Below are 19970 nucleotides of genomic sequence, written 5' to 3'. Positions count from 1 at the left end.
TTGTTCGGAATGCCAACGGGTAGGGGTCAATGCCGCCAAAACCCGAGACGCTTTTGGCATTGTCGCATAGCACCGGAAGCGGCGAGAGCCTTGGCGTGCTAGGCGGAGCGGCACTTCTGGAACGGAGTCGTCAGAACCTTCCGTCAGAGATGTAAGGCGCGGCAAATGCGACAACATCGGGCCGACGGCAATGTGTGATCGCCAATGCGAAGGAACCGGTGCGACGGCCGCTGATGGGTGCCGTGTGCTTCGCCTCCAAGAGTGAGTGACTTTCTGCCTATTGACCCCGTGGGGCGTCACGCAGAATCTGACTACCGCTGTAGTCATCCGGAGCTCTCCTGCCCGAAGCAGAAAGGTTCTGCGGTGTTTGAACGGATTCCAACCACTGGCGCAGGCCAAAACAAGGATCACTGTACGTGTTACGCCGCAATCGACTTCTTCTGTCTGCGGGTCTGGTCCCGCTTCCGTGGTTTCTGTTCTGGACGAGCGTTGCCGCCCTGTTCGCGCCGGGCTACAGCCCGCTTGCGCAGCACGCCAGCGAGCTGCTGCAGGCACCCACGCTTGCAAGCATCTGCGGCAGGATCGCCGCCATCGGCTCCGGCGTGGGCTTCGTGGCGTTTGCCATTGGGGTGTGGCGGGAGTCCGGCCGCCGGATTGCCGTAGGCGCAATCTGCTGGATGATCTTTGGCATCTCCATGCTGACCAACGGGCTCTGGCCCATGGGCCATCCGATGCACGGCTTCTACACCATTGGCATCGCAAACATCATTGCACCGGCGATGTCGCACATCGAATTGAGCGCGTGGTCTGCCAACCGAAGAGCGTACGCCGTGACTGCTGCGGTGAGCGTCGCGGGGATTGTCTATCTCTGGTTGAATGTGGTGGGAGCGGACCCGGAGGGGTTCAGGGGGCTGACCCAGCGCGTGTTTTCATCGATCAACTCGCTGTGGCCGTTCCTGGTTGCGTTGTATCTGCTGCGCCGGGGTTCGAGCGCGCTGAAAACGCACCTCGTGAACTGATGCGCACACATGCGGGTTGATGTGTTCAAGTGGTGGCCGGCCCACTCCTTCTGGGAAGATCTCTCGACGATGCCGCAGATTACATTGACGAGTGTTTCCCAGCTCATTCGCAACAGGCGATCGAGGAATGGTCCCGGTCCTGTCGGAGCTATTTTTAAGACGTTTGACCGATTCCTTCAGGAGTTGCGGTCGAGAGCCTCCGTCGCTTCATGGTTCGTCTTGAGTTGGCCCTGCGGAAGCCAATTTCTGCTTTGCGATTTGTGTATTGATGACGGCGCATAGTTTTGGTGGCATTAAACTTCGCGTCCGTACTTGGAGTTTAGAAACTCGTATCTCCCTTTGAGTAACTGGAGCTCGCCTCTCAATCTTGCGTCGGATCGATGTGAGCTTAGCGCCCGATCGAGCTTTGCAATAAGCGCTTTCGCTGTTGGCAACTGCACAGGCCTGCTCTTTAAATACCCCCAAATTCGCTGCACATCACAGCGCACTTCGGGAATTCCCAGCTGGTGGGCCTTTCGCAACGAAATCTCAGCCGCTCTGGTGTCCCCTTGGCGCGCTTCAATTAGTCCGCGAGTGAACCAGACCTCTCCCTCTGAAGGGAGGAGCTCAACGGCCTTCTTCGCCTGATGTAATGCGGATTCATTGTCGCGCCAGTCATGGAACAAGAAATATGCGAATCGATCTAGTAGCCATCCATTGGCGGCGTCGCTGAGTATTGCGGCCTCGAAGAGTCTTTTAGCTTCGGAGATTTTCCCCTGTTGCCGCGCACGATGAGCAGCCCGTGCCTGGGGTATTCGGAATGCCTCACCAACCCGGTCGCCGGTGAATTTCTGAGAGTCTTTGACAAAATTTGAGTACGCCTCTTGAGCCTTGGATATCTCGTCTGATGACGGACTATCTATGCTGTTGGATGACTTTACCGTCTTATTCTTGGAGAACTCCAGGAAATTTCGAGAGAAAGTTATCTGCGGCTGGCCTTGGATGATGACAACGGATGCGATGCCACCAGATTCCTCAAGCGACACTTCGGTGGCTGAGGGTGATATTCCTATCACATCAGAGCAGATTCGAAGAGACTGTGCATCGTGTGCATCGCCAACTCTTGTCATTAGAAGTAATACGCGGCGTACGTCGTTGGAGAACCTCGACCACGCGTCTGCAAATAGGAACTCGCCGAGTTCTCTTTGCAGCATACTGGCAACTCGCTTCGTTGCATCTGAAAGCTTCTTGACGCTGGGCTCGGATGCTGCATTTGCCAGTGCTTCTAGAACAATAGGTCGTCTCTCCAGCTGAGAAATCTCTTTTGAGAGCTGGTCGTCAGTTGAATTAATAATAATTTTTGAGCCGAGCTTTTCACCTCTGCGTTTTACAAGATGAAGTGCATCTGGCTCCTCTAGGACGTCTACTGTAATGGGAACTGCTTCCATTAGCTCGCGGCGGCGTGATGTCAAGATGATCCGCGCCACTCGCCGACCTACTTCTCGCAGCTCTTTACCAAGCTCATTTCTTTCAGTCTCGTTAGAAATTAGAGTCTCAGTGTTGTCGATGATGAGAAGTATGTCAGATGGTTTGTATCCTAAATCCTTCTTGATTCGCGTTTGGAGTTTGCTGGCAGCTTCGGCTGCGGTTGATCTATAAAATGCTGCGTCGGGATAAGCGGAGAACAGCAATTGGTGGACATGAGCGAGCATTTCAACGAGATGAGGTTGTCCAACGCCTATCGGACGCAAGCCGTCCAAACCCCATTGAGTGCGCTTGGCAGTGTAGAAGATGACTGCTGCTGGTTGCCACCTAATATCTAGATATTCATCTAGAAATTGATGTAGAAATTCAATTGCAAGTGTTGTCTTTCCGAAGCCTCCGTCACCAAAAATAAGACTGGCCCTGGATCCCTCGTCATTCGCCCAGTCCTCCAGTTCGCTAACTTGGGCTGCACGACCAGTGAACGTGTCGGTTGTTCGATCAGGAACAAAGCAAAGTGGGTTCCATGAGTTTTCCCATGTTGATATGACCGGAATTCCAGGTCCGCTCGCACCAAAGAATGGATTGCTTGCAGCGTCGTAGTTGAACTCCTCGCGTTGCAGCGGTCCGGTTATTATTTGGGCGTAAACTCTGCATCTATCACTTGCGAGAGTTTTTATCTTTCGGATTAGGCAGGGTGTCCCGTCAAATGCACGCAATAGCTTTAGCGGAATTATTTCTCTAGTAGGGCCGAAGAGGAGCGTAGATTCGGGGGAGATGGTAGGCAAGAGCAGCTTCATGCCATCCAGAAAAAATTCGAGTGCATCAATGTCTGCTTCTCGATCGAAGTCGCCTGGCAAGCCATGCCCCTCTGAGCCAGAGTTGCGGCGTGCAACTATGCTCCGCATTAGGCTTATCAGGGTTGAATTCTCTTCCCCGACCAGCCTGCCGGCGGCGCGTGCTCCTATTGGAAGGATAAGCACTCTCGAGGCGCCGGACCAACCTGCTTGCTCTGCGGCTATTAGCAATGCTTCCAAAGCATCGATGAGAGAGCCGTCTGCTGGTTGTAGCAAGGGGCGCACGTAGTCGCCGCTTGGTTGAATCTGTTTGGCGATATTTTTGGCTGCTAACCACTCCAGAAGTGCGTAGTCGATCTGTTGTATGAACATTCTAAAGATCGACATGAAGCGAGCTCTGCACTCCACTTCATTTTCACAGCCTTTAAGATCTTTTGTAAGTCTCGAAAAGTACGCCTGCATAATCGATTCCATTCAGCCCCTGTGTTCGGGATGGTAACCCATTTTTCGCACGAGTCTGCAGCTTTGAGTCTAGGCAATCGCGGCTGAACGATGTGGAATGTATGCCAGAGATGTGGCGGCCTCGAGGGGGCGGTTGGTGGTGTTGGCGGGTCCTAAGGGTAAAAAGATGGTCATTTGGCAGTTCTGTCCCTAGAGACTGAGCCGGGTCAGGGGCTGCCGGTGAGCTCAAGTAAAGATCTCACTGTCCTATAAGGATTGCGTGCACCGCCTAGGCCTCCCCATTGAGATCTGACGGATAGACACTATCAAGCATGGGATTTAACCCAATCCAATGGCTGATGCGCGATCGTTTCAGCGTGATATGAGGTCTCTAAGACCTTAGATACATATGGCCTCCAACGGTCCGCGGCGCCCGAATGTTCTGTGCTTCACTTCTTTGGAGTGCTGGCGGACCTTGATTGACTAGGCCGTCGGCCCTTGATTGAGTCGGGGGGATTAGGCGATGGAATGGAGATGAGGGGGCCGTTGGGATTGTTATTCGTTTCGCTTCTTGGGAAGGGCATTTCTCGCTGGCATGATTGCCATGCCGATGCCAGCCAAACTGGAGGTATCGTGAAAACTTATTGCGTAGAAAGTGCATTTCCGTGCTTCTACGTGCTTCTAGCAGCTCATGATGAAGGTCGTAGCTCGGTCGTCTGGGCACGTTCTCCCCCATCAATTAATGATCTCCCCACTCCCCGAAGAAACAAACGCCCTCAACTGCCGAACGAATTCCGCGTCGTAAAGCTCCCACTCAACAATCTCCCCAACCACCCGCAACGGCTCCGCACTCCGATACGAGCGCGTCGGGTTCCCGGGAAACTTCTTGTTGGTCACGTTCGGATCGTCTTCAAACGGCCCGGTCGGCGCCACCACATACACACGCGGCCGCCCTTCACCCCGGGCCATCTCCGCAGCCAGCCCGGCGCCCTTGGCAATCGTGGTGAAGTAGATGTGGTTCATCACCACACTGTCGCGATAGTTGGAGCGGAAGCCCGCGCTCAGCAGTTCACCCACCGCCAGGTCAGCGCGGGTGCCGTGGTAGAACGGCCCGGCGACCTGGCCGCAGGTGTCATGCGAAACGGGTGTCCATTCGGTGTCCTGCGCCATCGGCACTGCCCCTGCGTGTCCTGCCGGATCGACAGGCCGGCGAGTCTAGGGCGCCCGGAGGGCCTTGCTGCAAGGCCCCATCCGGGAAATACTCTGTAGTGGGAGGCGCGGTGCGCCTCTTTTTTCATTCTGCGGCGCCGCGCCCCTCCAGTTCGCGCACGGCCGTTTCCAGCGCGTCCAGCTTTTCGCGGGTCTTCAACAACACGGCGCGCTGCACTTCGAATTCCTCGCGGGTGACCAGGTCGAGCTTGGCCAGGCCGGCCTGCAGCGCGCTCTTGAAGGTGGCCTGCAGTTCCTCGCGCGATTCGCGCAGGCCCGGCGGCACCAGGTCGCTGAGGCGACGGGCGAGGTCATCGATGTGGTTCAGGTCGATCATGGGGTGCTCCGTGGGGGTGGGCCCGTGCATCCGGCGCGGGCAGGCCATTCGGGGACAAGGATACTGCTGGCACCCATCGCCCGGACAGGCGGCAGCGGCTTCGCACGGGCCGCGTTCAGGCGCTATCCTCCACGCCGGAAGACAGGAGATAGACGATGAAGATGGTCATGGCGGTGATCAAGCCGTTCAAGCTCGACGACGTGCGCGAAGCGCTGGCCGAGCGTGGGGTCACCGGGATCACGGTGACGGAAGTGAAGGGCTTTGGTCGCCAGAAGGGCCATACCGAGCTGTACCGCGGCGCGGAGTATGTGGTCGATTTCCTGCCGAAGGTGAAGCTGGAAGTGGCGGTGACCGATGACCAGGTTGAGGCCGTGGTTGAGGCCATCGTGAAGGCGGCCGGCACCGGCAAGATTGGTGACGGCAAGGTGTTCGTGTACGACCTGGGCAGTGTGGTGCGTATTCGTACCGGTGAACTGGACGCGGACGCGTTGTAAGCCGTTCGGCGGGATGTTGTAGAGCCGAGCCGATGCTCGGCTTGCTCTTTGTAGAGTCGAGCTTGCTCGACTGCTCTGCGCTTCAGTCGAGCAAGCTCGACTCTACAAAGAGCGGTAAAGCGGTCGAGCAAGCTCGACCCCTACCGGCGCTTGGCCCACTTGTAGAACCGCTTCCAGCCCTGCCGCACAGCCGCCACCCAACCAGGGTCGGCCACCAGTGCGGCCTGCGCGGCACTCGGCGCCTGGCCGGTCACGCGCTGGCGGATCTTCAGCAGGTTCTTCATGTCGCTGCGGCGCATCTGCCGGCTCAGCGGGTTGCGGCGGAGCCAACGCGGGGCCCGCCAGGCCGAGGTGAAGTCCAGCAGCACCGGTACGCCGCTGCTGACCACCACGTTGGTGCCATGCAGGTCGTTGTGGGTGATGCCGGCGGCGTGCAGGCGGCTGAGCGCGTGCTGCAGCTGCTCGAATACTTCATTGCCCACGGCCTGTGCAGTGCTGAGGGTCTGGCCGGGAATGAACTCCATGCCCAGTGCCAGGCCACCCAGGGTGCCGAGCAGCGCGGGGGCATGCTTCCAGCCGCCCAGGCGCTGCAGCATGCGGGCTTCACGGCGAACCATCAGCCGGGCGATCAGCGAAACGGGAGTGCCGCGGTAGCGGGAATAGTCCTTGATGACCGCCTCGCGCCCGTCCAGGCAGGTGCGGTAGACGTCGGGGGCCAGGAAGCGTTCGCCGCGCTTGAGCAGCAGCGGGGTGGCGGCGTCATCGCCGCAGGAGGAGGGGGGCAGAGCGGGAAGATACATGTCGGGGTCTCGGACGACCCGGTGGGTGGCGCAAAGCGTCAAGCGAACCGGTGTTACAGGGAGCTACTAAGTTTTCGTTAATTTTAGTACTCGCCAGTTCGCTATTCCACGATTTGTCGGAGAAATGTCGGGGTCGTGGCTGGAACAGTTCGTCGCGCCCAATCGGACAATTATGTCTCACTTGGCCGGTGATTCTTTCAGAATCAATAAGTTGCGTTTCGCTCTATTTCGTTCATCCGCGGCCCGCTGAACGTCACGCACGTCCAGCTTGACCCCGACGCACGGCCTGCCGACCATAAGCTGTTAATTCGCGACATCGGCGGCCGCCCCTTCCTGGCACGTCCCCGTCCCCTGCCGCGGTCCCCACCGGTGCTGGCCGTCCGGCCGTGCATCGCCCTGTTTCCCGTTCCGGCTGCGGCTGGAGGAAAGTGTTTTGATCATCAAAATCGTCATTGCAGCGCTGTTCGTCGCCTGCGTGCTGTACATCCACTTCCGTGGCAAGGTCCGCGCGCGCTGGTCGCGCCAGCTGCTGGACCACTCCAGTTTCATGGCCCCGATCAACGTGGTCATGTACATGTTCTCGAAGGTGCCGACCACGCCGTTCCTGGACCCGGCCAAGGAGTTCCCGCAGCTGGAGCCGCTGCGCCAGAACTGGCAGATGATCCGCGACGAGGCGCTGGCGCTGCGCGATGCACAGAAGATCGCTGCGTCCAGCACGTTCAACGACGCCGGCTTCAACTCGTTCTTCCGCCGTGGCTGGAAGCGCTTCTACCTGAAGTGGTATGGCCCGTCGCATCCGTCGGCGAAGGCGATGTGCCCCAAGACCACCGCGCTGCTGGAGTCGCTGCCGGATGTGCGCGCGGCGATGTTCGCGCAGCTGCCTTCGGGCAGCGAACTGCGCCCGCACCGCGACCCGTTCGCCGGTTCGCTGCGCCTGCACCTGGGCCTGGCCACGCCCAACAACGACGGCTGCTACATCGAAGTGGACGGCATCAAGAAGAGCTGGCGCGACGGCGAGTGGATGATGTTCGACGAGACCTACATCCACCACGCGCACAACGAGACGCCGGATGACCGCGTGATCCTGTTCTGCGACATCGCCCGTCCGCTGCGCTTCGGCCTGCCGGGCCTGTTCAACCGCGCGGTGGCGGCCACGCTGCTGGCCGGTGGTGCCTCGCCGAACCTGCCGGGTGACCCGACCGGTGGCGTCAACAAGGCCTTTGGCAGCGTCTACAAGGTGCGCCTGAAGGCCAAGGCACTGCGCGAGCGCAGCGTGGTGGCTTACCAGGTCATCAAGTGGGGCCTGGTGGTGGCGGTGATCGCCGGTATCTGGGCGCTTTGATCGTTGCATGAGGTTGCCGGCCAGCGGCCGGCACTACCGGAACATGAAAAAACCCGCGCTGTTGCCAGCGCGGGTTTTTTGTTGGATCAACCCTTCAATGCAGCCTGCACGAACGGCGGGGTCACCAGCACGCCGGTGTGCAGCGCGGCTGTGTAGTACAGGGTGTTGAAGGTCTTGGCGGCCGAGTCGGCCTGGCGGAAGTCGAAGCTGCTGTCGCCCTTGCGCGCCATGGTCACGCTCCACCAGCCGGTGGGGTAGCACGGCTGCGGGAACGGCAGGGTCTTGAACGAGCCGAAGCCGGCCTTGCCCATCTCGGTGCGCATTTCGTTGATCAGGTCCAGCTGCATCAGCGGCGACTCGGACTGCTGCACCAGGATGCCGTCGTCCTTCAGGGCCTTGAAGCAGCTCTCGTAGAAGGCCTTGTTGAACAGACCTTCGCCGGGGCCGACCGGGTCGGTCGAGTCCACGATCACCACGTCCACGCTGCCGGCCGGGCAGTTGGCCATGTAGGCCACGCCGTCGTCGAACAGCAGCTCGGCGCGGGCGTCGTCGTTGGAGTCGCACAGTTCCGGGAAGTGCTTGCGCGCCATCACCGTGACCTGCTCGTCGATATCGCACTGGGTCACGCTCTCCACGCCGGTGTGCTTGAGCACTTCGCGCAGGGTGCCGCAGTCGCCGCCACCGATGATCACCACGCGCTTGGGCGCGGCGTGGGTGAACAGCACCGGGTGGCTGATCATCTCGTGGTAGAAGAAGTTGTCCTTGCTGGTCAGCATGATGGCCCCGTCGATGGTCATCAGGTTGCCCCAGTCGGTGGTCTGGAAGATCTCGATCTTCTGGAACGGCGACTGCACCTCGTCCAGCTTGCCGGTGATGCGGTAGCCGATGGCCGAGCCGGTGCGCTCGAAGTGTTCGATGTACCAGTTGTTGCTGTCAGTCATTGAAAACAGTCCTGTTCGGAGGGGTGAAGCCGGGCTGGCGGGCGGGGCCGCGTGGCACAGATGCCACATCCGGACGGATCGGCCCGTTCAGGTTGGAACCTGTCACGGGCGCGGGCGCGCATGATAACGAACCTGTGGGCATATAGGCGTTATCATGCCCCCCCTTTTATTGCCAACAAGGCCGACTGAAATGACCGATTGGTCCCTCGACCAAGCCCGCAAGACCTACTCGATCCCGCATTGGGCGGACGGTTACTTCGACGTGGATCAGGCCGGGCACATGGTGGTGAGACCGACCGGGGCGGACGGCCCGGTGGTGTCGCTGCCCAAGGTGGTCGACGCGGCGCGTGCGGCCGGCGCCAAGCTGCCGTTGCTGGTGCGCTTCCCGGACATCCTCGGCCAGCGCCTGGGCAAGCTGCAGGCGGCCTTCGGCCAGGCCCAGCAGGACTGGGAATACAGCGGCGGCTACACCGCCGTGTACCCGATCAAGGTCAACCAGACCCGCGGCGTGGCCGGCACCCTGGCCAGCCACCACGGCGAAGGCTTCGGCCTGGAAGCAGGCAGCAAGCCCGAGCTGATGGCCGTGCTGGCGCTGTCACGCCCGGGTGGCCTGATCGTCTGCAACGGTTACAAGGACCGCGAGTACATCCGCCTGGCCCTGATCGGCCGCAAGCTGGGCCTGCAGACCTTCATCGTCATCGAGAAGCCCTCCGAACTGAAGCTGGTGCTGGAAGAGTCCAAGGCGCTGGACGTGAAGCCGGGCCTGGGCGTGCGCATGCGCCTGGCCTCGCTGGGCGCCGGCAAGTGGCAGAACAGCGGTGGCGACAAGGCCAAGTTCGGCCTGTCGCCGCGCCAGCTGCTGGACCTGTGGAAGTCGCTGCGTGACACCGAGTACGCCGACTGCCTGAACCTGCTGCACTTCCACATGGGCTCGCAGATCTCCAACGTGCGCGACATCGCCAACGGCATGCGCGAAGCCACCCGCTACTTCGTGGAGCTGTCGCGCCTGGGCGCGAAGATCACCCACGTCGATGTGGGCGGTGGCCTGGGCGTGGATTACGAAGGCACCCGTTCGCGCAGCTTCTGCTCGATCAACTACGGCCTGCATTCCTATGCCAGCAACATCGTGCAGCCGCTGGCCAATGCCTGCGAAGAGTTCGGCCTGACCCCGCCGCGCATCGTCACCGAGTGCGGCCGCGCGATGACCGCGCACCACGCGGTGCTGATCGCCAATGTCTCGGAAGTGGAAGAGGCGCAGGAAGGCCGCGTGCCGGACCAGCACGACGACGAGCCGGCCGCGATCCGCCACCTGCGCGAGATCCACGACGAGCTGGACGTGCGCCCGGCGGTGGAACTGTTCCAGGAAGCACAGCACTTCCACGCCGAAGGCCTGGCCAGCTATGCGCTGGGCCAGATCGACCTGCCGCAGCGTGCGCGCATCGACGATCTGTTCTACGCCATCGCCCATGGCGTGCGTGCGCGCCTGAGCTACGACGAGAAGAGCCATCGCCCGGTGCTGGATGAACTGAACGAGCGCCTGGTCGACAAGTACTTCGTCAACTTCAGCGTGTTCGAATCGATCCCGGACGTGTGGGCGATCGACCAGGTGTTCCCGATCGTGCCGATCGAGCGCCTGGACGAAACCCCGGACCGTCGCGGCATCATCGCCGACATGACCTGCGACTCGGACGGCATGGTGGAAACCTATGTCGAGAACGAGAGCCTGGACAGCTCGCTGCCGCTGCACAAGATGAAGCCGGGCGAGAGCTACCGCATCGGCTTCTTCATGGTTGGCGCCTACCAGGAAATCCTGGGCGACATCCACAACCTGTTCGGCGATACCGACGCGGTGGAAGTGCTGGCCGATGCCGATGGCTATGCCATCACCCAGCAGCGCCGCGGCGACACCACCGACGTGATGCTGGATTACGTGGGTTACCGCCTGGATGAGCTGCGCGCCACCTATGCGCAGCGCGTGGCCGAGGCGCAGCTGTCGCCGGAACGTGCGCAGGAGCTGTCGGAGGCGCTGGAAGCCGGCCTGACCGGTTATACCTACCTGTCCGACGAACCGCTGGTGTGAGGTCAACGGGAACGCCGGGCATGGCCCGGCGCTACCGGCCCCGATGAGCGCGCGCGCGATCTTCCACCTGTTCCTGCATGCCGCCGTGCCAGCCCTGCTGGCATGGCTGTTCTGGCGCAAGCGCTTCGCCTCGGCGTGGCTGCTGATGCTGCTGGGCTGGATCATCGATCTGGACCACCTGCTGGCCGATCCGATCTATGCACCGAACCGCTGCAGCATCGGGTTCCACCCGCTGCACACCGCACCGGCGATTGCGGTCTATGCCGGGCTGTGCGTGCCGAAGAAAACGCGGTTGTTCGGCATCGGTTTGATCATCCACATCGTGCTGGATGCGATTGATTGCTGGTGGATGCATCACCGTTGATGCTGGGTGCGTGTCGACCAAGGTCGACACCTACAGGGGGCGCGATGGCCGACGGAACCGATGCACTGCTTTGGTAGATGCCGACCTTGGTCGGCGCTTTTGATGCGTGTCGACCAAGGTCGATACCTACCGGGAGCACGGCGACCGGTCGGGTTGGCGCTTGGTAGAGCCGGCCGCTGGCCGGCTTCCGCAGGGTGTTCCCGTTGATCACGTGGTTGCCGGCCAGCGGCCGGCACTACCCGCCGTCAGGTTGGCCGCCTCACGCCACCGGCAACCACAACGTGGCCCGCAATCCCGGCTGTGCATTTTCCAACGCCAACCGCCCGCCATAACTGGCAGCGATATCACCCACAATCGCCAGGCCCAGCCCACTGCTGCCCTCGCGCTCATCCAGGCGCACGCCACGCTGGGTGACCTGCGACAGTGACTCCGCGGCCAGGCCCGGGCCGTCATCACGTACTTCGATGCGTAGCTGCCCGTCACTGCTGTCTGCGGTGACGTCCACCTGCTGTTGCGCCCACCGCCCGGCGTTGTCCAGCAGGTTGCCCAGCATTTCTTCCAGATCGGCACTGGCACCGGCGAACTGCAGCGCCGGATCGATGCCTGCCGCCGTGAACGTGATGCCACGTTCGCCATGCACGCGTGCCATCAGCCGGCACATCGCCTGTGCGACTGCCGCCACGTCGGTGCGCTGGCGATGGTCGGCGGCCAACCCTGCGGCCAGGTAACGGTCGACACTGGCCTGCATACGCGCACTCTGCTCGCGTACGGTGGCGCGCCAGTCCGCGCCGTCGCCGTCGGCCTCAGTGGCCAGCACGCTCAGCGGGGTTTTCAGCGCATGCGCCAGATCCTGTGCACTGGTGCGCGCGCGCGCGACCATGCGTTGCTGGTGCTCCAGCAGCGCGTTGAGTTCTTCGCCCAGTGGCGCGACCTCCGCCCCAAGTCCCTGCGTCTCGATGCGCTGCGCATCGCCGCGCCGAACCCGTTCCAGCTGTGCACCTAGGCGGTGCAGCGGACGCAATCCGAAGTGCACCTGGCTGGCCAGCACCGCCAGCCAGGCCGCGACCAGCACGCCCAGCGCGATGGCGGTGCGCTTGCGGAACGCGGCCACATCCGCATCCAGCGCGCTGCGGTCGGTGGCAACCACGGCGACGAACGGTGCGCTGGCGCGCGGCAGGCGCACCTGCTGCACGCGTGCACGCAGGGATTGCTGCAGTGGCCCAGCCAGATTGCGGGTGGCCGCACCTGTGGCCATGGCCGGCAGGGTTTCATCCCACAGCGAGCGCGACTGCAGCAGCACGCGGCCATCGGCACCGGCAATCTGCCAATAGGCACCGGAGAACACGCGCTGGAAGCGTGCGTCATTGGGTTCCTGGCGCAGGCGCAGCTGTCCTTCGGGGTCCACTTCGGCCTGCGCCAGCAGGGTCAGCATGTCCTGCTGCAGTTCGTGGTCGAGGCGGTCACGCGCGCTGCGCTTGAACAGTTCGCCCAGCAGCGCGCTGGCCAGCAGCGAAACCAGCAGCAGGCCGGCGCCGCCAGCCTGCAGCAGGCGCCGTCGCAGGGAGGGTTGCCGGCTCACGGCGCGGCCAGCCGCCAGCCCTGGCCGCGCACGGTCTGGATCAGATCGATGCCGAGCTTGCGGCGCACGCGTCCGAGCAGCACGTCCAGCGCATTGGAGTCCGGGTCGTGGCCACCGTCGAACACCTGTTCGCCCAGGCGGTCGCGGCCGATCACCTGGCCGCTGTGGTGGATGAAGTAACTGAGCAGGCGGAACTCCTGCGGGCTGAGCGACAGCGGTTGGCTGTCCAGCTCGAAACGGCCAGCGTTGACGTCCAGCTGCAGCGGCCCGCAGTGCAGGCGCGGGCTGGCGTGGCCATGGCTGCGGCGGATCAGGGCGCGCAGGCGCAGCACCAGTTCGTCGGCCTGGAACGGCTTGGTGAGATAGTCATCGGCACCGGCATCGAACCCAGCCAGCTTGTCGTGCCAGCGCCCGCGTGCGGTCAGCACCAGCACCGGAAAGCTGCGGCCGTTGCCGCGCCAGCGCTCGATCACGCTCAGTCCGTCCAGCCCGGGCAGGCCCAGGTCGACGATGGCGGCCTGCAGATCTTCGATCTGGCCGATCTCCTCGGCCTGGCGGCCGTCGGCGACCACGTGCACCACGTAGCCGGCCTGCTCCAGCAGGGGCACCAGGCGCTGTGCCAGCGCGGCATCGTCTTCGGCCAACAGGATGCGCATCAGTCGTCGAGCTCCGTCTTCAGCAGCTTTCCGCTGCGCGCATCATAGTCCAGCTCCACTACCACGCCGTCGCCGCGCAGGATCTCCACTTCGTAGACGCCATCGTCCAGTTCCACTTCCAGCAGCTGGCCCGGAAAGCGCTTGAGCGCATCGCGCACCACGCTTTCCAACGGCACGTAGCGGCCCTGCTGCACGGCGCGGCGCGCGACCTGCTGCGCCGGGTCCTGTGCCGGTGCGGCGGCGGTGGGGGCGCTGGCCAGGGCCAGCAGCAGGGGCAGGGTGGAGAGCATCGGGGCGCAGGGCGGGCTGTAGGAACAGGCTTGAGTGTGCCGGGGCTGAGTAACAGCTGGCTAACAGTGCCGGCTAAGGAGCTGTTAACCACGGGGTGCATTGTGGCGTTGCCGGGATGGTCCGGCCACGAACACGAACAGGAGAACCCCCATGTTGAAGTCGCTCACCCTCGCCACTGTTGCTCTGCTGGCCATCGCACCGGCCGCACAGGCTGCACCGCTGGGCATGGCCCAGGTCGAACAGACCCTGCGCAAGGCCGGCTACACCCAGATCCACGAGATCGAACGCGATGACGGCCTGTGGGAAGCCGACGTGAGCCGCGCTGATGGCCGCTTCAGCGAGGTCTACGTGGACCCGAAGACCGGCGAGATCTTCGATGAGCACAGCGGCCGCACGCTGCTGACCACCGAGCAGGTACTGGCACGTGCACAGGCGCATGGCCTGCGCGAAATCCATTCGCTGGAACGCGATGGTGCGACCTGGTCGCTGGAAGCCCGCAATGCCCGCAACCAGAAGGTGGAGGTGCGCCTGAGCGGCTATGACGGCCGCATCCTGCACAGCGAGCGCGATGGCTGGCTGGATTGACCTGCTGGTAGTGCCGGCCGCTGGCCGGCACACGGGGAGAAAGCGTGTCGACCAAGGTCGACACCTACCAAACGTACGCATCGGTAGCGGCCGACCCTGGTCGGCCCAGGCCCGACGCGGCGCTTACCAGCCAAACGGCGGCGGGTAATCCCAGTAGCCCGGGCCGCGGCCGTAGTAGCCGCCGTACGGGCCGTAGAAGCCCGGGCCCTTGCCTTCGCTCACGTGGATGTTGACGTTGACCCCGTGGGTCTTGCCTTCATCGGTGGTGTAGTTCTTGCTGAGGTTCAGCGTGGCGGCGTTGTAGTGGCTGTTGCCACCGTTCTTGGAATAGCCGATGCCGGTGGTGAAGCTGCCGGACACTTTGACCTTGTCGTCGGTGACGTCGGCGATCTTCGCGTCGTCGTGCACGCGCGGGCCGCTCTTGTCACCGTAGTACGTGCCTGGCGGGTCCTGCTGCAGGGCCGGGTCGTTGAGGTAGCGCATCGGCGCCTGCGGCAGCGTCAGGTCCAGGCCGGCGGCCTGCGGCGCGGTGGCGCCAGCGGCGGACTGGGCCAGCACGGTTCCCGGCAGGGCCAGGCACAGCAGCAGGGTCAGGGGGCGGATCATGACGGCGCTCCAGCGGACAGGTGGCCACGCAACACGCGGCGGTACAGGCCGACGCTAGCAGGGGTTGCTTGAATGATGCCTGTCGGCGCCGGATTGGGGTAGAGCCAGGCCATGCCTGGCTGCAGGTCACAGCCGCCCGAACCCGAACAGCCCTTCCAGCGCATGCCTGCGCCGCTCGATCCGGGCCCGCAGCAGCTGGGCGCCGATCATCGAATAAGTGATGCCGTTGCCGCCGTAGGCCATGGCGAAATGCACCCGTGGCCCGCACTGATCGTGCGGGCCGAAGAACGGCAGGCCGTCGGCGGTTTCGGCGAAGGTGCCGGCCCAGGAGAAGGCGGGCACCGGATCCAGCCGCGGGAACCAGTGCTGGAGCTGTTTCATCAGCTTGTCGGCCTTGCGCTCTACGCGCCGATCGCGGCGGGCGGGGATGTCGATGGCGTCGTCCAGCCCGCCCACCAGCAGGCGGCGATCGCCGGTGGCGCGCAGGTACAGGTACGGGCGTGCGCTCTCCCACACCATCGTGTTGCGCAGGCGGCCCAGCACGTCCGCATCGATCGGGTCGGTGATGAAGGCATAGCTGCTGCGGTTGCGTGCGACGCGCTGATGCAGCCAGCGTTGGTTGGCATAGCCCATTGCCAGCACCACGTGGCGGGCGTGGATCGTGGCGCCGCCCTCGGTGAGGGCGCTCACGCCGCGTGCGGAGGGAGTGAGCGTGTGCAGCACCGTGCGGTCATGCACATTGCCGCCGCGCCGGCGCACGCGTTGCAGCAGCGCATAGGTCAGGCGATAGGGATCGACCCGCGCCGCCTGGCGCGTGAGCAGGGCACCGCCGGCGTCCACGTCGAAGCGCTCCCGCAGTGCCTCCGGGCCCAGCCAGCGGGCATCCAGGCCGATTCCGCGCCGTGCCTCACCTTCGGCCATCAGGCGCGGCACGTCGCGATGGCGGCTGGCCAGGTACAGGCTGTCCATGCGCTGGAAATCAACGTCTTTCAGGCCGCGAGCCACGTCGCCCAGGGCCGGAATCGCCTCGGCACACGCCCGATAGGCAAGCGCGGCGGCGTCCTGACCATGGCGCTGCGCCAGTTCCAGCAGATGGGTATCGATCTCGTACTGCAGCAGCGCGGTGCTGGCGGCGGTGCTGCCCCAGCCGATGTCGCGCTGCTCGATCACCGCCACGTCGTGGCCATGACGGGACAGTTCGTCGGCAATCAGCGCACCGGTGATGCCGCCACCGACCACCAGCACGTCGCAGCGCAGGTCCTTTTCCAATGGCGGAAACGCCTGGATCAATCCATTGCGTACCGCCCACCAGGGGTAACCGCTCTTCAGGTCCATGGCCGTGTGCTGCTCAGGCGGTGGGACGGCCGGTATGCGGGGTCTGGATCAGTTCGGACAGATCGAAGCCCTGCAGGCGGGCGGCCGCCAGATAATGGTCCTGCACGGTCGCGTCCAGGCGCGGCTCGCGGGCCAGCAGCCACAGGTACTTGCGATCGGGGCTGCCGACCAGTGCCACGCTGTAGTCCGGCGCGACCTGGATCACCCAGTAGTCGCCCTTGGCGAACGGCAGCCAGCGCAGGCCCTTGGGCAGGAAGCTCACTTCCAGGCGCGCGCTGTCGTTGTCGACGGCGCAGGCCTCACCGGTGGCTTCCTCGACCTCGCCGTCCATACGGCAGCGGTTGGTGACGCCGACGTTGCCGTTGTCGAGCAGGGTGTAGTGCGCCGACACGTCGGTGCAGCCTTCCGGTTCATGGCGCATCGGCAGGCGTGCGATCTCGTACCAGGTGCCCAGGTAGCGGGGCAGCTTGAGGTCGGCGACGGTTTTCAGCGGCGGGTGCTCGGTCATCGGCGGTCGTGGCAGGGGTGGGCCTCCACGATGCCGATGGCCTTGCCATGGGCGGGTGAAGCCGGGGCGATGGCCGTGTCCAGAACGTTCCGTCGCCCCGGCGGAGCGCCCGTTGTCACCGGCGTGGCGGTATCCTGCTGCCAGCGCCGTGTTTTCCTGATCCAACCGAGGTGGAGGTGCCGATGTACCAGGTGATCCTGTTGAAGAGTGAATCCGCGTTCGCACGCGAACAGTGGCCGCAGGTCGATGACCTGGTCGACTACGAAGGCGTGGCCTACAGCCTGCGCGCCGGCCCGCGCCAGCCGCTGCCGACCGATCACGACTGGCACCCGGTGGCGGTATATGCGCCCGATGAGATTACCGAGGAAGAGTTCCAGGACTGGTACGCGCTGCAGCAGCCGGCCGTGGAAGAGCTGCGCCTGAAGTACTGATGCTCGACGTTGCCAGGGCCGCCCATCCGCCCTTGACCGCCTCTGCCGTATAGTCGCGCGCAGGCGCGGTGGTCCGCGCGAACCGGTGTGGCTGGCTTGTCTTCTTTCCTGCGATCGATCCGTGCACGGGGCCCTTGGCTGGCCCTGCTGCTGTGCAGCGCCTTCCTGCTGTCCGCGCCGGTGCTGGCGCAGGATGATGAGCCCACGCCGAAGCAGCAGCTGGCAGGTATCGATGCAAAGCTGAAGGAGGTCGACCGCAAGCGTGGTGATGCGGCCGCCATCGAGACGCTGGCGATGCTGTCCGAGAATGCCTCGCAGGCGCGGCGGGATGCTGAGGCGCTGGAAAAGGAGCTGCAGCCACAGCTCGTCCGCCTCGACGAACAACTGGCGCAGCTGGGCACACCTGCCGAGGGCACCACCGAGCCGCCCGAACTGGCGGCACAACGGCGCACCATCAACAAGCAGCGCGACGGCCTGGCCGCGTCGGTAGCGCAGGCCAAGACCAGTGCCGTGCGTGCCCAGCAGCTGGCAGCCGACATCGACCAGCAGCGCACTGCGCAACGCGCCGAAGACATGGGGAAGAAGGTCGCCTCGCCGTTGTCGCCGGCACTGTGGAGCAAGGTTGCCGAACGCCTGCCGATCGATATCGCACGCGTCGCGCCGTTGGCCGAGCAGGGGCGCGATACCTTCGTCGCCGGCATCCGGGCCAATGGCTGGGGCACGCCGTTGCTGGGCCTGGTGGCCGCGCTGGTGATGATGTTCCCGCTGCGGCTGTGGCTGCGCAGGCTGGGGCGGCGCTTTGCGGAGTCCGAGCGCGCGCCGGACGGTCGCCTGCGCCGTTCCGGCCTGGCCATGTGGCTGCTGCTGGTGGGGACACTGCTGCCCGGCTATGCCGTGGTGGTGCTGATGGCGGCGCTGGATGCCATCAATGCGATTGCGCCGCGCCTGCAGGTGGTGGCCGACGGGCTGGAGACCGCAACGTTCCGCGCTGCGTTCATTGCGGCACTCAGCGCCTGCATGCTGGTTCCCAAGCGGCCGTCATGGCGGTTGCTGAATCTGGATGACACCGCCGCACTCAAACTGCGCAAGTACGCGTGGTGCGCGGCGGCGCTGGCTTGGCTGAGCACGGTGCTGGTCGCCCTCGATCAGGCCACACGTACCAGCGACGTCACCACGGTGGCGCTGGACGGCCTGATTGCGCTGACCTACCTCGGCCTGATCATGGCCATGCTGGTGACCCTGGCGCGCCTGCATCGGCGGCAGACCGCCGAGGCCGAAGCCAAGCTGGAGGCGCAGGCCGATGGCGTGGGCGCGGCCCCACCGGTGCGCCGCAGCAGCTGGCTGGTATTGGCACGCGTGGCGGGCAACGTCGCGGTAGTAGCGGCCATCATCGCCACCCTGCTGGGGTATCTGAACTTCGCCAAGTTTGTGAACCAGCAGCTGATCGGCGGCAGCATCGTGGTGCTGGCGGCGACCCTGCTGTTCAAATTCGTCGATGACCTGAGCACGTGGATGCTCAACGCCGACAGCAAAGTGGGCCAGACCATCCTGCTCAGTACCGGCCTGAGCGTGTCGCGGCTGGAGCAGGCCGGCGTGCTGCTCTCTGCAGCCCTGCGCACCATCGTCGTGCTGATCACATTGCTGGCGCTGGTGGCACCGTTTGGCAACATCGGCGCGGTGGTGGAACGCTTCTCTTCGCTGCTCACCACGGGCATTCCGTTGGGCGGAACCACCCTGAAGCCGATGCAGATCGTGCTGGCGGTTGTGGTGCTCCTGGCCGGCCTGGCGATCACCCAGCTGGTGCAGCGCTGGCTGACCGATACCTACCTGCCCAAGACCGAACTGGACCTGGGGGCGCGCAACTCGGTCAGTACCGTCGCCCGCTACGTCGGCATCATCCTCGCCGTGATCTGGGCGTTGACGGCGATGGGGCTGGAGCTGACCAAGCTGGCGCTGCTCGTCAGTGCGTTGTCAGTGGGTATTGGTTTCGGCTTGCAGGTGATCACACAGAACTTCGTCTCCGGCCTGATCCTGCTGGCCGAGCGTCCGGTGAAGATCGGCGACTGGGTGAAGCTGGGCGACCAGGAGGGCGACATCCGCCGCATCAGCCTGCGCTCGACCGAGATCCAGGTGGGCGACAAGTCCACCCTGATCGTGCCCAACTCCGAGCTGGTCACCAAGACCGTGCGCAACATGACGATGGGCAACAACCAGGGCCGCATCCAGATCCAGTTCGCGGTGCCGCCAAGCACCGATGTCGGCAGCCTGCGTCAGGCGCTGCTGGATGCGTACACCGCGCACACCAACGTGCTGAAGCAGCCGGCCCCGACGGTCTACATCGACAGCATTGCCGGTGGTCAGATCACCATCAACAGCTTCGCGTACGTGGCCAGCCCGCGGCAGGTGTATGCGACCCGCAGCGATCTGTACTTCAGCCTGCTGCAGATCCTGGCCGAGCGGAACATTCCGCTGTCGACCCCGACCGACATCCACATCACCCGCGATCCGCAGTAGTGCCGGCCGCTGGCCGGCAACCTCAGAAGCAACAGCAACAGCATGCATTCCGTGGGATGGCGGGGTGGGTCCGGTTGCGGGGGGCGCTGCAAGTTCCCCTTCCGGGGCCCGGCCCAGCCGCTGGCGGCTGTGCGTTCGGGCGCTTGCGAAGCAGTGCTTCGCAAGCAAAGCGCCCTCACC

19 protein-coding genes are annotated in these 19970 nt (G+C 63.8%); 8 read left to right on the top strand and 11 right to left on the bottom strand.

From position 1 onward, the window contains the following. The first annotated feature begins 416 nt into the window (after positions 1 to 416). Positions 417 to 1019, top strand: coding sequence for a DUF998 domain-containing protein (locus tag ACMZ91_RS20410; protein WP_414577934.1), 603 nt, complete (start codon positions 417 to 419; stop codon positions 1017 to 1019). Positions 1020 to 1312: 293 nt separating this feature from the next. Here the strand turns inward: ACMZ91_RS20410 and ACMZ91_RS20405 are convergent, their stop codons facing one another. The 3 genes from ACMZ91_RS20405 to ubiK form a co-directional block, all read right to left on the bottom strand. Next, complete coding sequence (locus ACMZ91_RS20405) at positions 1313 to 3739, bottom strand: tetratricopeptide repeat protein (RefSeq protein WP_414577932.1); 2427 nt, start codon at positions 3737 to 3739, stop codon at positions 1313 to 1315. Positions 3740 to 4453: 714 nt separating this feature from the next. Beyond that, positions 4454 to 4888 carry an NAD(+)--rifampin ADP-ribosyltransferase gene (gene arr, locus ACMZ91_RS20400; RefSeq protein ID WP_414577930.1) on the bottom strand — a complete coding sequence of 145 codons (435 nt, stop codon included), beginning with the start codon at positions 4886 to 4888 and terminating at the stop codon, positions 4454 to 4456. 124 nt (positions 4889 to 5012) lie between these two features. Continuing rightward, complete coding sequence (ubiK, locus tag ACMZ91_RS20395) at positions 5013 to 5264, bottom strand: ubiquinone biosynthesis accessory factor UbiK (protein WP_049456468.1); 252 nt, start codon at positions 5262 to 5264, stop codon at positions 5013 to 5015. A gap of 155 nt (positions 5265 to 5419) precedes the next feature. On the opposite strand from ubiK, the gene ACMZ91_RS20390 reads away from it, so the two are divergent. Continuing rightward, positions 5420 to 5758 carry a P-II family nitrogen regulator gene (locus ACMZ91_RS20390; RefSeq protein ID WP_005411374.1) on the top strand — a complete coding sequence of 113 codons (339 nt, stop codon included), beginning with the start codon at positions 5420 to 5422 and terminating at the stop codon, positions 5756 to 5758. Positions 5759 to 5898: 140 nt separating this feature from the next. Here the strand turns inward: ACMZ91_RS20390 and ACMZ91_RS20385 are convergent, their stop codons facing one another. Beyond that, positions 5899 to 6558 carry an RIO1 family regulatory kinase/ATPase domain-containing protein gene (locus ACMZ91_RS20385; protein WP_032127129.1) on the bottom strand — a complete coding sequence of 220 codons (660 nt, stop codon included), beginning with the start codon at positions 6556 to 6558 and terminating at the stop codon, positions 5899 to 5901. 436 nt (positions 6559 to 6994) lie between these two features. Here ACMZ91_RS20385 and ACMZ91_RS20380 point away from each other — a divergent pair, with 436 nt between their 5' ends. Further along, on the top strand, positions 6995 to 7900 hold the full coding sequence (locus tag ACMZ91_RS20380; protein ID WP_029550749.1) for an aspartyl/asparaginyl beta-hydroxylase domain-containing protein: 906 nt from the start codon (positions 6995 to 6997) through the stop codon (positions 7898 to 7900). Between the two features lie 86 nt (positions 7901 to 7986). Here ACMZ91_RS20380 and speE read toward each other — a convergent pair whose 3' ends face one another. Next, entirely contained in the window at positions 7987 to 8841 is an 855-nt protein-coding gene (speE, locus tag ACMZ91_RS20375) for a polyamine aminopropyltransferase (RefSeq protein WP_049400802.1), read from the bottom strand. A 190-nt stretch (positions 8842 to 9031) separates the two neighbouring features. Here speE and speA point away from each other — a divergent pair, with 190 nt between their 5' ends. Together speA and ACMZ91_RS20365 are read left to right on the top strand one after the other, a co-directional pair. Then, positions 9032 to 10921 (top strand): arginine decarboxylase, encoded by a 1890-nt coding sequence (gene speA / locus ACMZ91_RS20370; protein ID WP_012512349.1) that lies wholly within the window; start codon positions 9032 to 9034, stop codon positions 10919 to 10921. A 43-nt stretch (positions 10922 to 10964) separates the two neighbouring features. Further along, complete coding sequence (locus ACMZ91_RS20365) at positions 10965 to 11285, top strand: DUF6122 family protein (RefSeq protein ID WP_005411369.1); 321 nt, start codon at positions 10965 to 10967, stop codon at positions 11283 to 11285. Between the two features lie 259 nt (positions 11286 to 11544). Here the strand turns inward: ACMZ91_RS20365 and ACMZ91_RS20360 are convergent, their stop codons facing one another. From ACMZ91_RS20360 to ACMZ91_RS20350, 3 genes are read right to left on the bottom strand one after another with little or no spacing between them, the layout of a single operon-like run. Then, positions 11545 to 12864 carry a sensor histidine kinase gene (locus ACMZ91_RS20360; RefSeq protein ID WP_414577927.1) on the bottom strand — a complete coding sequence of 440 codons (1320 nt, stop codon included), beginning with the start codon at positions 12862 to 12864 and terminating at the stop codon, positions 11545 to 11547. Then, entirely contained in the window at positions 12861 to 13520 is a 660-nt protein-coding gene (locus ACMZ91_RS20355) for a response regulator transcription factor (RefSeq protein ID WP_049433288.1), read from the bottom strand. Before ACMZ91_RS20355 ends, ACMZ91_RS20360 begins: the two co-directional genes overlap by 4 nt. Then, positions 13520 to 13810 carry a PepSY domain-containing protein gene (locus ACMZ91_RS20350; RefSeq protein WP_005411366.1) on the bottom strand — a complete coding sequence of 97 codons (291 nt, stop codon included), beginning with the start codon at positions 13808 to 13810 and terminating at the stop codon, positions 13520 to 13522. Before ACMZ91_RS20350 ends, ACMZ91_RS20355 begins: the two co-directional genes overlap by 1 nt. A 151-nt stretch (positions 13811 to 13961) precedes the next feature. On the opposite strand from ACMZ91_RS20350, the gene ACMZ91_RS20345 reads away from it, so the two are divergent. Continuing rightward, positions 13962 to 14396, top strand: a complete 435-nt coding sequence (locus tag ACMZ91_RS20345) for a PepSY domain-containing protein (RefSeq protein WP_049461647.1) — start codon at positions 13962 to 13964, stop codon at positions 14394 to 14396. Between the two features lie 123 nt (positions 14397 to 14519). Here the strand turns inward: ACMZ91_RS20345 and ACMZ91_RS20340 are convergent, their stop codons facing one another. The 3 genes from ACMZ91_RS20340 to ACMZ91_RS20330 all read right to left on the bottom strand — a co-directional run bounded on the left by ACMZ91_RS20340 (position 14520) and on the right by ACMZ91_RS20330 (position 16845). Further along, positions 14520 to 15002: a hypothetical protein gene (locus tag ACMZ91_RS20340; RefSeq protein WP_049400799.1), complete on the bottom strand. Its 483-nt coding sequence runs from the start codon at positions 15000 to 15002 to the stop codon at positions 14520 to 14522. A 126-nt stretch (positions 15003 to 15128) separates the two neighbouring features. Further along, on the bottom strand, positions 15129 to 16337 hold the full coding sequence (locus ACMZ91_RS20335) for an NAD(P)/FAD-dependent oxidoreductase (protein ID WP_414577925.1): 1209 nt from the start codon (positions 16335 to 16337) through the stop codon (positions 15129 to 15131). 13 nt (positions 16338 to 16350) lie between these two features. Beyond that, the gene (locus tag ACMZ91_RS20330) at positions 16351 to 16845 is read right to left on the bottom strand and encodes a lipocalin family protein (RefSeq protein ID WP_012512342.1); all 495 of its coding nucleotides are present in this window, start codon (positions 16843 to 16845) and stop codon (positions 16351 to 16353) included. A 182-nt stretch (positions 16846 to 17027) separates the two neighbouring features. Here ACMZ91_RS20330 and ACMZ91_RS20325 point away from each other — a divergent pair, with 182 nt between their 5' ends. Together ACMZ91_RS20325 and ACMZ91_RS20320 are read left to right on the top strand one after the other, a co-directional pair. Further along, positions 17028 to 17276: a hypothetical protein gene (locus ACMZ91_RS20325; RefSeq protein WP_049422925.1), complete on the top strand. Its 249-nt coding sequence runs from the start codon at positions 17028 to 17030 to the stop codon at positions 17274 to 17276. Between the two features lie 87 nt (positions 17277 to 17363). Next, the gene (locus tag ACMZ91_RS20320; protein ID WP_414577923.1) at positions 17364 to 19790 is read left to right on the top strand and encodes a DUF3772 domain-containing protein; all 2427 of its coding nucleotides are present in this window, start codon (positions 17364 to 17366) and stop codon (positions 19788 to 19790) included. Positions 19791 to 19970: the final 180 nt, after the last annotated feature.

This window comes from Stenotrophomonas sp. FR024 (genome assembly GCF_047500745.2).
In the GTDB taxonomy this organism is placed as follows: Bacteria; Pseudomonadota; Gammaproteobacteria; order Xanthomonadales; family Xanthomonadaceae; genus Stenotrophomonas; species Stenotrophomonas maltophilia_A.
This window is presented reverse-complemented; position numbering and strand designations above follow the sequence as displayed.